Origin of the sequence: Dickeya dadantii NCPPB 898 (genome assembly GCF_000406145.1) — a bacterium.
Taxonomy (GTDB): Bacteria; Pseudomonadota; Gammaproteobacteria; order Enterobacterales; family Enterobacteriaceae; genus Dickeya; species Dickeya dadantii.
This window is the reverse complement of the sequence record NZ_CM001976.1, coordinates 2,452,935-2,465,181: the sequence shown is the minus strand read 5'-3', so window position 1 is coordinate 2,465,181 and position 12,247 is coordinate 2,452,935. Positions and strand designations below refer to the sequence as shown.

At 49.9% G+C, this 12,247-nt stretch carries 5 protein-coding genes and 1 pseudogene; 2 read left to right on the top strand and 4 right to left on the bottom strand.

The genetic code is table 11. The annotated features are described in order from the left end of the window. Positions 1 to 15 precede the first annotated feature (15 nt). Complete coding sequence (locus DDA898_RS11310; protein WP_033111862.1) at positions 16 to 567, bottom strand: tetratricopeptide repeat protein; 552 nt, start codon at positions 565 to 567, stop codon at positions 16 to 18. A gap of 262 nt (positions 568 to 829) precedes the next feature. Between DDA898_RS11310 and dbpA the strand changes: the two genes are divergently transcribed. Continuing rightward, positions 830 to 2,203: an ATP-dependent RNA helicase DbpA gene (gene dbpA, locus DDA898_RS11305; protein WP_038909815.1), complete on the top strand. Its 1,374-nt coding sequence runs from the start codon at positions 830 to 832 to the stop codon at positions 2,201 to 2,203. 369 nt (positions 2,204 to 2,572) lie between these two features. Next, a complete protein-coding gene (locus DDA898_RS11300) occupies positions 2,573 to 3,814 on the top strand; it encodes a glycoside hydrolase family 30 protein (protein ID WP_038909814.1) in 1,242 nt (413 codons plus the stop codon). Between the two features lie 663 nt (positions 3,815 to 4,477). Here DDA898_RS11300 and DDA898_RS11295 read toward each other — a convergent pair. The 3 genes and pseudogenes from DDA898_RS11295 to proA form a co-directional block, all read right to left on the bottom strand. Then, positions 4,478 to 5,598 (bottom strand): IS3 family transposase gene (locus DDA898_RS11295; protein ID WP_152490683.1). Its coding sequence is split into 2 segments (ribosomal slippage): positions 4,478 to 5,355 and positions 5,355 to 5,598, totalling 1,122 coding nucleotides; the frame shifts between segments, so codons are not numbered across the junction. Between the two features lie 272 nt (positions 5,599 to 5,870). Beyond that, positions 5,871 to 6,029, bottom strand: a pseudogene (locus DDA898_RS23660) (recombinase family protein); the annotation flags it as partial. Between the two features lie 82 nt (positions 6,030 to 6,111). Beyond that, positions 6,112 to 12,006 (bottom strand): anti-phage protein ProA, encoded by a 5,895-nt coding sequence (gene proA / locus DDA898_RS11285; RefSeq protein ID WP_038911224.1) that lies wholly within the window; start codon positions 12,004 to 12,006, stop codon positions 6,112 to 6,114. Positions 12,007 to 12,247: the final 241 nt, after the last annotated feature.

Sequence of the window (12,247 nt, the reverse complement as noted above, 5' to 3'; positions counted from 1 at the left end):
TCCTCGTGCTGATACTCAGGATTCAGGATGCCCGTTAATCGCGGCCTGTAAATCGCGATACTCTTCGCAGTTTTGGCCGCACAGACCGGCGATCGTTTTCAGTTGTTCCCGCGCCAGATCGGGGCGGCCTTTCACCAGCCACGCTTCGCCGAGATATTCGCGCACTTTCGCATAATTCGGGTTAAGCGCCAGCGAGCGTTGATAATAGCCGATGCCTTCGTCGGTACGCCCGAGTTTTCGCGTGGCGTACCCCCGGTAGTTCCAGGCTTCGGCGGTATTGCCGTTTTTCAGGGTATCCAGCAGGTTCAGCGCCGCCTGATACTCACCTTTTTTAGCCAGATGATAAGCATAGTTCGTTTTATCCTGATCGCTAAGACGGCTGGTTTTCTCCGGCACACACTGTTTCGTGGCGCTGTTATAAATCTGGCCGGCCGGGCAGTCGGGCGTTTTACGGTTGGTGTCGTCGTCGCCGGCAGCAAACACCTGCGGGACGTGCAAAGAAAACAGCAGTACCGGGATAGCCAGACGACGGGCAATGGAAGGTTGGAAGCGGGAGACAGGGTTCATCGTATTTACTCCAGGGTTAATGAATGCGCGGTGTGAATGATGAGTTAACGTCTCGGCATTCGTTTTTATTCGCCGCTCATTTCTCTTCGAATATTTCTTGTCGAACATTTCTTTTCGAAAGTCTCTCTTCGAAAAAAGTGACCTGAGCTAACCCTGCCTTGCGATATTAGCCGAACCCGATGGCGGCGAGGTGAAAACTCCTCACGGCGCGGCAGGAAAGGGATGGTATCATTGCCGGCTTATTTCATCTGGAATTCTCACCGTGACCTCATTTGCTGAACTTAACGCGCTTCCTGCGGAACAACTCACCACCCTTAACGAGCTGGGCTACCTGACCATGACCCCGATTCAGGCCGCGGCGTTACCAGCGATCCTCGCAGGTAAAGATGTCCGCGCGCAGGCGAAAACCGGCAGCGGCAAAACCGCGGCTTTCGGGCTGGGCCTGTTGCAGCAGTTGGATGCCGGGCAGTTCAACACCCAGTCGCTGGTGCTGTGCCCGACACGCGAACTCGCCGATCAGGTCGCCAATGAACTGCGCCGGCTGGCGCGCTACCTGCCGAACATCAAGGTGCTGACGCTGTGCGGCGGTGTGCCGTTCAGTCTCCAGCGCGACTCGCTGATCCATGCTCCTCACATCATTGTCGCCACGCCGGGCCGACTGCTGGATCACCTGAAAAAGGAGACGGTAAGCCTTGATGCCCTGCAGACGCTGGTGCTGGATGAAGCTGACCGGATGCTCGATATGGGTTTTGCCGACGCCATCGATGAGGTTATCGCCCACGTGCCCGCTCAGCGTCAAACGCTGCTGTTTTCCGCCACCTGGCCGGATGCCATTGCCGCCATTAGCCACCGTATTCAGCGCGATCCGCTGACCATCGCAATCGACACGGTGGATGAACTGCCGGCGATTGAACAGCAGTTCTATGAAGTTTCCCGCAGCGGTAAAATCGATCTGCTGCAAAAACTGCTCAGCCGCGAACAACCGGCTTCCTGCGTGGTGTTCTGCAATACCAAAAAAGATTGTCAGGCGGTATACGATGCCCTGACCGACAGTAACCAGAGCGTGCTGGCGCTGCACGGCGACATGGAACAGCGTGACCGCGACCAGACGCTGGTACGCTTCGCTAACGGTAGCAGCCGCGTGCTGGTGGCAACCGACGTTGCCGCGCGTGGGCTGGATATCAAAGCGCTGGAGATGGTGATTAACTACGAGTTGTCGTGGGATCCCGAGGTGCATATTCACCGCATCGGCCGTACCGCCCGCGCCGGTGAAAGCGGGCTGGCCATCAGTCTCTGCGCGCCGGAAGAGGCCCAGCGTGCCAATGCGCTGGAAGAGATGCTGAATATGAAACTCAGCTGGCATCCGCTGCCGACCGGATTACGCATCACCCCGCTGGAAGCGACGATGGCGACGCTGTGCATCGACGGCGGCAAGAAAGCCAAAATGCGTCCCGGCGATATTTTGGGCGCATTAACCGGCGACATGGGGCTGGATGGCGCTGATATCGGTAAGATTACGATTCATCCGATGCACGCCTATGTGGCGGTGAAGCAGTCGGTGGCGCGCCACGCGTGGAAGCAGTTGCAGCAGGGGAAAATTAAAGGGAAGGCGGTGAAGGTCAGGTTGCTGAAGTAAGGTGAGAAAAAGCAATCATGCTGTGCTCTGATGGGCCTTGACTAACTGGTGATATAGGGTTTTCTGGCCGCTCCTGCGGTCAGAACCTGCTCTGGTTTTCTCGTTTTATACTTTAGGAAAAAGACAGGAAAATAAGATAACGTCATTATTAGCCCGCATCTGATTAATCTGCTGATACTATTTACCCAATATAGAAGACGGGGATGCAGATTTTAGCGCTAGAACTAAATATAAAAATGGAATATAAATAAGATGCCATCAAAATTAAATATAGGTGGCTTTTGTTTGTTGTATTTATAGCTTTTCAGGAATAATAAAGTTAGTTTTTATAATTGTTTCCCAATATTCATGTTATTAAGGATGGATGCTATGAATGGAAATGTAACTTGCTGGGTTCGCCATTGTTTGAGTGCGGCTATTGTGGTTTCAGTCACGGCAGGAGCGTTTTCTGCCTATGCTGATACAGTGAAGATTGACGCAAAAGTTAATTACCAGACAATTCAAGGTTTTGGCGGGATGAATGGTGCTGGGTGGATAAATGATCTGACAACAGAGCAAATTAATACTGCATTCGGTAATGATGCTGGCCAGATAGGGCTATCAATTATGCGAATAAGAATTGATCCCGACTACAATAAATGGAATATACAAGTTCCGAGTGCGCGTAAGGCCGTCTCGCTGGGGGCTAAATTAATGGCTACCCCCTGGACGCCACCCGCGTATATGAAAAGCAACAACAGTTTGATAAACGGTGGGCGTTTGCTTCCGGCACATTACTCTGCCTATACCTCGCACCTGCTGGATTTTTCCAAATACATGCAGACTAACAGTGCCCCCATTTATGCTATTTCTATACAAAACGAGCCCGACTGGAAGCCTGATTATGAATCCTGCGAGTGGAGTGGTGATGAATTCAAAAACTATCTCAAATCGCAAGGATCTAAATTTGGTTCACTCAAAGTCATTGTCGCGGAATCGTTAGGTTTTAACCCTGCATTAACTGATCCGGTATTGAAAGATAGTGACGCATCAAAATATGTGTCAATCATCGGTGGGCACCTGTATGGAACGACGCCTAAACCGTATCCGTTAGCACAGAATGCAGGTAAGCAACTGTGGATGACCGAACACTATGTTGATTCCAAACAATCGGCCAATAACTGGACCTCAGCCCTTGACGTGGGTACTGAACTGAATGCCAGCATGGTGTCAAATTATAGCGCCTATGTCTGGTGGTATATCCGTCGCTCGTATGGATTACTGACTGAAGACGGTAAAGTCAGTAAGCGTGGTTACGTGATGTCGCAATATGCCCGGTTTGTTCGCCCTGGTGCCCTTCGTATTCAGGCTACGGAAAATCCCCAGTCAAATGTTCACCTTACAGCCTACAAGAACTCGGATGGAAAAATGGTTATTGTTGCTGTAAACACGAATGACTCAGACCAAATGTTGTCGCTGAATATCAGTAACGCTAACGTCGGTAAATTTGAAAAATACAGCACATCAGAAGTGCTGAATGTTGAATATGGCGGCTCATATCAGGTCGATGACAGCGGCAAGGCGACGGTATGGCTGAATCCGTTAAGTGTGACCACCTTTGTCGGTAAATAATCATTTGCATTATCCCGACCAGCTCTGACATATCAGCCTGAAAGCGTGAGAGTTACCGATGGTGGCGCCCTGATGCAAACACCTGATGCAAACAAAGGTAACTCTCATTTTTTACGAAAAAAATTATGCTCATAACTGAATATCTGCGAGCATCATGGTTTCTTATACATTTCTTATAATGCTGTTGTACCCGACTACCATAAAGATGGAAACTGTTTATACGCGTTTTTCAACGCGCCTCCACAAGACCTGGTAAGACAGCATAAAAAGAAAAATCCACGCAACTGCGTGGATTTTATGGGTTTGTCGGCCTTCATGAGATTCAGTGAATCCTCATGAAGACAACAGAAGAAAATTAGACGTTGAACTGTGATTTTAAGTTTAAAATTTTGATAAATAGTTTATTTATTTTTATACTCATTCATGTACTCACTTTGATTTGTGTCTTCCTCTAAGGCTAGCTACCACAACACCTGTTTATCCATTTTGGACTAATGTCTTCGAGATGACTGTGTCGCCGGGGGCCGTTTATCTGAATATGTACCGCTACACATTCAAACGCAACCAGCCCGTAGAGTTACCTAGGGAAAACACAGACACTCAATACGTACTGTGACGGTACGTCAGCGCAAACTGACCTGCCCCCAGTATTAGATACAACGATCAGTTAGTAATGTCGGTTTGTTTACCTTCTAATTTTCCATTTCTCCAGCTTGCTGCAAATTCAGACGGCGTCTGGTAATTCAGCGATGAATGAGGTCTGGACTCATTATAGTCCTGCCGCCAGTCATTAATGATTTTCCGGGCATGAAGAATATCGCTGAACCAGTGTTCATTCAGGCATTCATCCCGAAAGCGACCGTTGAAACTCTCAATAAATCCGCTCTGCGTTGGCTTACCTGGCTGGATAAGTCGCAACTCCACACCATGCTCAAAGGCCCATTGTTCGAGCGCGCGGCAAGTAAATTCCGGGCCCTGATCGGTTCTTATTGTCGCCGGATAGCCACGAAAGAGCGCGATGCTGTCCAGAATACGCGTGACCTGAACGCCTGAAATACCGAAAGCAGCAGTGATCGTCAGACATTCTTTCGTGAAATCATCCATACAAGTCAGGCACTTAATCCGGCGGCCGCTGGCAAGTGCATCCATGACAAAATCCATCGACCATGTCAGGTTCGGCGCATCCGGGCGAAGAAGCGGAAGCCGCTCAGTCGCCAGACCCTTACGGCGCTGTCTGCGTTTTACGCCCAGGCCATTGAGATGATAGATGCGGTAGACCCGTTTGTGGTTAACGCAAAGGCCTTCACGACGCAGAAGCTGCCAGATACGCCGGTAACCGAAACGTCGGCGTTCCATTGCCAGTTCGGTGATACGTGCAGACAGATACGCATCAGTAGCCGGGCGGTGCGCATCATAACGGCAGGTCGACAGGGACAAACCTGTCAGCCTGCAGGCACGCCGTTGCGACAGACCTGTCGCTTTGCACATCACTGTCACGGCTTCCCGCTTCTGGTCTGTCGTCAGTACTTTCGGTCCCAAGCCACCTGTAGTGCCTCTTTATCCAGCATGGCTTCGGCGAGCAGCTTCTTGAGGCGGGCGTTCTCTTCTTCAAGTGACTTAAGCCTTTTTACTTCAGGTAATTCCATGCCACCAAACTTCTTACGCCACGTATAAAACGTGGCGTCGGAGATGGCGTACTTACGGCAAAGTTCGCGGGCGGAAACACCCGCCTCGGCTTCGCGAAGAATATTGATGATCTGTTCGTCGGAAAAACGCTTCTTCATGGGGTTGTCCTCATGTTGCTGATGAAGACATTACTAACATCGTCGTGTGTTAATCAATGGGGAGCAGGTCAAACCCCCCAGCGGGGAGTTACTGCGTCTTACAGTTAAATAGAACAGCTAATAGTGATTGAACTCTATCCTTTATAGAGTCGACAATGCGAAGTATCTGAGCGGCGCAATGAGCGATGAGCGGAAGTTTGCGATTCTTTGAAAGCAGTTTTTAAGCGTCACTAACGTAGCCGAGTATTAATCAATGAGGAGCTGGTCACGGCCTCACGAATCCCTGAATAACCTGACACCGGAAGAGTACCGGCAGGGCTGGTTAAATCCACTTCTCCGAGTGCTAGGCAATTAACACGTATATCGGAAGTCGCCAGCTGTTCCACTGTTTTTCGAATATCCATCGCATTACGACCAAGGCGGTCAAATTTGCGCAGGTGGGAAAAAAAACAAGGGACTGAAGAATTGAATGATGGCTATTCCTGTCGATAACCCAGGAATAGCCTGTCTGACTTAGAGTAATGACTCCAGTTTTTGTCTTGCTTGGCTTGTTAGCCGCTTAATGCCCAATGATCGGGTGATATCTGCAATTTTGTACTCGCCTTTTGTATTCAGCACCAATGCGCGTAACTCTTCTGCAGGGATAGCATCAATCTGGCGAATATCATTTTCTGTCGCAGGCAAACGGAATGTATTCCAGTCTGCCTGCTGAGTTGTGGACTGCCAGACAAAATTTTCACCAAAATGATCTGTCGCAACATGATAATGCTGATCCACCAACTCCATCACCCTTTCACGAATTAGCCTGCCAGCACGATTGAAACCGTGGACGCGTGCAATGCGCTGCACCAACGTTGTTTCCAGCAGTGGAGATTCAGCTTTCACCACTGAGTCGATGAGCCCTCTCAGCGTTTCGTCATACCCACCAATGTAGAAGCGTTCGGCATCAACTCTGCTATTCCATTCTTGCAGGTCATTAACGATGTATTTAGCCCCCTGAGCGGGTAAGGTAATTTCCGGGGTCGGTGATGAGGCGTATTTTAGCTCTGGCACAGCGGTCTCTGCGCTATCGTCGTCTTCAGACTTTTTACTGGGTTGCTTTATCACTTCGACAGGTGCTGAGATTTCTTCATCGTTGGCTCCCTGCGCAATGGCGGTAGTTACGAGGAGATCATCCGACTCTGCAATCGCGGTTGTTTCACCGCTAATATCAGCAGGTTCCTCTGCCTCCGCCGTATGCATTGCATCAGTGGCTCTGGATTCTTCAAGCAGATCTCGAATGGCCGAATCAAGTCGCTCAAGCGCACCTTCTTTATCAATCCACCACTCCGTTGACCAGAGGCGTAATAATTTCCAGCCGAGGCCTTGCAGGATAGCGCTGCGAACTTTATCACGATCGCGGGCTGTGGCTGCGCTATGGTAGGTGGCGCCATCACACTCAACGCCGACCAGGTAATCGCCCGGTTTATCCGGATGAACGATCCCCAGATCAATACGGAAACGGGAGACACCTATTTGCGGAACAACATGCCAGCCTTTTCTTCTCAGACCACTAGCAACCGCTTCTTCAAAAGGTGAGTCATAGCCGCCAACCGAACCACGAACAGCCTGTGCCAATGCTACCGGGCCCCGTTGAGCAAATTCGATGAAATGCTTAAGGTCGGCGACAGCACGTGCGCTGGTTCGATTGAGGTCGATCATTGAAGAGTCGAATGAGGTAAATACCATCATCTCCTGACGCGCACGCGTGACGGCAACATTCAGGCGTCGCCAGCCTCCTTCACGATTGAGTGGGCCAAAGCTCATGGACATCGTATTGGCACCGGGTTCTGTAGGGCCGAACCCAATACCGAGCATAATCAGATCGCGCTCATCGCCCTGAACTGTCTCAAGGTTTTTAACCACCACGGGTTCTTCAAGCTCTTGCTGAAAGAAGGGCTCAATTGCAGGATGTTGCTGACGGGCTCTATCCAACAAGTCATTGATCAGTTTTTGTTGTTCGGTATTCAGGGTAATAATGCCAATCGACTTACCTGAAGCGACAAATTTTTTATCCGTCAGACGTTTTACGGTCTCTGCGACGATGGCTTCGGCTTCGGCCTGATTGTGACGACCTTTACCTTTCGAATAAACGCCAGCAACTTTGCACCACTGAACAGCACTTTGTCGCGTTTCCGACGCAGGGAAGGTGATCAGGTTCCCGTCATAATAGCGGTGGTTAGAGAAGGTGATCAAACTTTCATGGCGACTACGGTAGTGCCAGCTCAGGCTATGGTTGTATAACCCGGCGGCAAGGCATTCATCCAAAATGCTTTCCATATCCTCTTCAACATCATCGTCCACATCACTTGCCCCACGATTGAAGAAACTGGTTGGCGGCATCTGACGTGGGTCGCCAGCCACGACAACTTGTTTACCACGAGCCATTGCGCCAATGGCGTCCCAGGGGGATATCTGTGATGCTTCATCAAAGATCACCAAATCAAACAAAGCCTGGCTGGAAGGCAAAAATTGCGCTACTGAAAGAGGGCTCATAAGCATACAAGGTGCAAGTTTCGACATTGCATCGCCCATCTCTGCGGCCATTTGCCGAACAGGCTTATGACGACGAGATTTCTGTAGTTCATGCTTCAGTAAGGCAAAGCCACCCTGTTTGTCTATTTCGTTTTTTGCGGGGATCACGCCACACAGGCGGGCACGAATGTAACGAACCGTTAACTTTGCTAGGCGATCGGTATGCTGGCGATATGCCTCAATGTCACTCATATGTTCGGCCGGAACAAAATTATGCAGTAGCGGTTCCGAATCAATGACCCATGAGGCGAACCAGCGACAATAGGCAGTTTCGAAAATCTCTGAGGCACTCGTTTCTGAGGTATCAAGATGAGCCAGCGCATCCAGCATGGGCATCAGCCCCTGAGAAATGGCTTCTTCCCGCACGCGACTCCAGTCACTCCATGCTTTCAGTGCTGATGAATTCTGCATTATGTTTAACGCACAGTTCCGCAATGTGGGGATAGACGGATTTTCTTCTTGCGTTTTTATCAGGCCACAGAAGGTTGTTTTGGCTTCGCTAAACCCGGTAAGTGCAGTACGAAGGTTCTGGCATAAATTCGCAACCACACCGGCCGCACCCAGCAAATCATTGGCATCAATGACTAGGGTTTTAACGGCAGTGCGAATCCCTGCAAGTTGTTGTGGTGAAGACGCTAACGTACCGAGTTTGTTGCGGATCTCTTCCGCGAGTGCCACCGTCGCTGCTAATTTTGTGTAATCTGTTGCCAGACTGCTCCAGCCCGGTAGCGTTGCCGTCTCGCTACTTATCGCCGTCAGACGTTGTGACAACGGCTGCAGTAGATCAATAACAGGTAAATCGGCAGCCAAATCCGGTGCTGAACTGAGCGCATGTTGCTGCATTACACCCTGGATAACTTTTTTGCGTGCGCTGGTGGCGAAGAACCAGAACTTTTTACCCGCTTGCGTTAGTGCTTGTTGGATTTGCGGCACGTTGACGTGTTGCCAGCTATCCGCAGGATAGTTGACTGACAACCGTTCTTTAGTGGTGGTTATCTCCTGCAGCAGGGCGATTGCTGTATGGGCAGCCTGAATGCGGGCTGTCGCATCGGGAGTGAACATAAAACTGAGATCGATGTCGCCTGCTTTGGTCAGGAGTTCGCAAAAAGCGAGCAGCTGTGCCAGTTTTGCTGGCTCTTTGACGTCCAGTTCAAGTCCACTTGCCTGCAGTAGCGCATCAGCCGCTTGTTCTAGGTTTTCTATTTTTCCGGGCAGAGCTTTCGCACTGACAATCAGTGATGACTGCCATCCGTTCGTCCAGTCCGTTTGTGCAATGGCGGCAAAATGTTCGCCGTGTTGTTGAAAAGCAGCACGGTTAAGCTCCAGGCGTCTGGCTATCTGCCTGAAATATTCCATCTGTTCTGCGGTATGCAGCGTATCAGCCGGCCATGTAAATAGCGGTGTTGCTGCACTGACATCTTTTATAACTCGACCCATTGCATGATGTAGCGTTAAACCGTTAGGCCAACGTTTATGAAGCAAACGGACAACTTCGTTAAGCTTGTCACGAAGAGTTTGCAACTTGCTTGCTTCCTCTTCCCATTCCTGGGTGGTCAGCACGTCGCGTACGTCCCACGCGCGTTCGAGTTGCTTGAGGAAATCCATCTTCGAGGTTTTACTGGAGTGTAATTCTAGGCAAAACTCACCTAATCCTTGCGCCTCCAACCTGCGGTAAACGACATCCAGAGCGGCTTTTTTTTCAGCCACAAACAGCACGCGTCTACCCAGCGCAAGGTTGTGCGCAATCATATTGGCTATTGTTTGCGACTTGCCTGTTCCAGGCGGCCCGTCCAGCACAAAATCGCGACCTTTTGCCGATGCCACTACAGCTGCAACTTGCGACGAGTCTGCAGGTAATGGCAAAAAAAGTTCCTGTGTTCCTATTTCGTCATCTAGTTTATCGACATCTATGATTTCACCGCTCTTTTGCAACGTGGCATTTTCCTGTCCACGCTCAATCAGGTATTTGACCAACGGGCTTTCCATCAGTTGCGGCGTGCGGTCGACGAGATCCTTCCACATTAGATATTTGGCGAACGAAAAGGTACCAATCACGACATCGCGAGTGACCTCGAAGCCCGGGATATCACGGACTGCGCGGCGTATAACATTCCATATACCATCAACATCAATACCGCTTTCATCGGTTGGTAATTCGCCATCCAGCCCGTTGATGGTCAGCGCGAAATCGTTACGCAGTAGCTCGAGTAGCGTCAGATTGAAGCGAGGTTCTTCTTCCAGCAAGCGCATTGTCACACCAGAGAGCGCACTTTTCCGATCCAACTGAATGGGCAGAAGAATGAGTGGCGCGAAATAACTCTTAGGGTCATCGGCAGCCTTTTTCCATTTAAGGAAACCGACAGCCAGAAAAAGTGTATTGGCACCGCCTTCTTCGAGGTCACTTTTGGATTTGCGATAGAGATCAATTAGTGAAGATTCAAGGCGTTCTTGTTCAAGAGGGGAGACGACTTCGCCACGTTCCAGCGCGTTTTGTGCATACTCATCACGTAAGTTTTCATGCGTCTGTTGCTGGTATAATTCTGCATCCCGACCGCCCATTTCGAGATTTGGCAAAGAGACAATACGCAGACGCTTGCCTTCCGCAAGTTTATCTTCAAGCATCCCAGGGTTAGAACATACCAATCGGATGCCTTTCGCACTTTCCGGCAGATGCAATAGGCGGTTCCGGGTTGTTAAATCCAACAATTTTCGTTGCCATTGGACCAGCCGGCTGGTTGCACCTTTTTCATCAGTGATGTCGATCTCAATATCAAATGAAGGCAGCTGCGGCGCATCTTCAAATCCATGAGAAATGATCTGTTCCGTGTCGGCAGTCTGCCCTGTCGTACACAATGCTCCCAGCGCCAACGGGCGGATTTTTTGCATTCGAGCACGCCGTACATCAATGGCGGCGTAGAATTTTTTTTCTGTCAGATGCTGGAGAGCCTCTACGGAAGCCTGAGTAAACGATGCCGGGTACGCTTGTGTTGCCAGCGTCGTTTCAAATACGACCATCTCTTTTAAATCGATTCGCTTACGTACGGCGGAGACATCTTCGGTGACGAGTTGCGCAAACTCTTGCGGTTGCAACCACAGGCCGACAAAAGCATGACCTTCCGTTAAAAAGACCAGCGGATTTAGACCGAGTTGTTCTAGCGTGGATGCAAATAAGAGTGTGGTATCCAGACATGTGGCGACCCTTGCCTCCACGATGGCTCCGGGTGTACGAATCTTCTGACCGTTGTGTTCAAAGCTGGCAGGGGGAAGAGCGTAACTGATATTCATGTTGCAGATGGCAGTCCAGAGGGCGGAGGCTATCTCCCAGACCCGAGTTCTGGATTTGCTTTCGTAGCCATCCAGGGCTTCTCTTTTCCCTGCACTACGAAGAACATCCGATGTGGCTTTAAGCAGGCGATCAATCGCAGGGTCGTTAGGCGTAATGAAAGACGGCAACAATTCAACCATTGCATCGCCGCCCCATTCATTTTTTGCCAGGGCTTCAAGCGGATAATTAACGGTAAAAAGTTCATCCTCTCCCTGACGTAAACACAGCGTAATTTCGCACACCACGCTTTCAGTCAGTTCAGCCAGCCATTTTGCGTCGAGCTTAACATCGCGATCGCGAATATCTAGTGAGGAGTGAGGAAGCAAGCGATCAATTTTCCACTGTTTTGCTTCCAGCACCGCAGGTGTTGTCTGCAAATGCAGCGTTAAATCCTGGTACGTTTGGTCAGATTCGTTATGTAATACCAGTTCACGTAACAGGGGAACCGCATTTTGGTGCGAAGTGAATCCCAGCTTATGGGCGACACTGACATATGCCTTAATGCTCATAAAATTCCGTCTCCAATGAGAATATATCACTCAGGCCATGTTTATTGATGGAGGAGCCCGGTGAACACAAATCCTGCTGAATAGGGCTACCAGGCCAACTTATCGTCGACATGATATATAGCCTTAAGAATTGTCTTAATGCTTTATACGATAAAGGATAAAAGCCACCTAAGCCACATGAAACTTGGGATTTACCAGCAGTTCACAACGTCTATTAGCGCTATTTATTGCAGCAATAAGG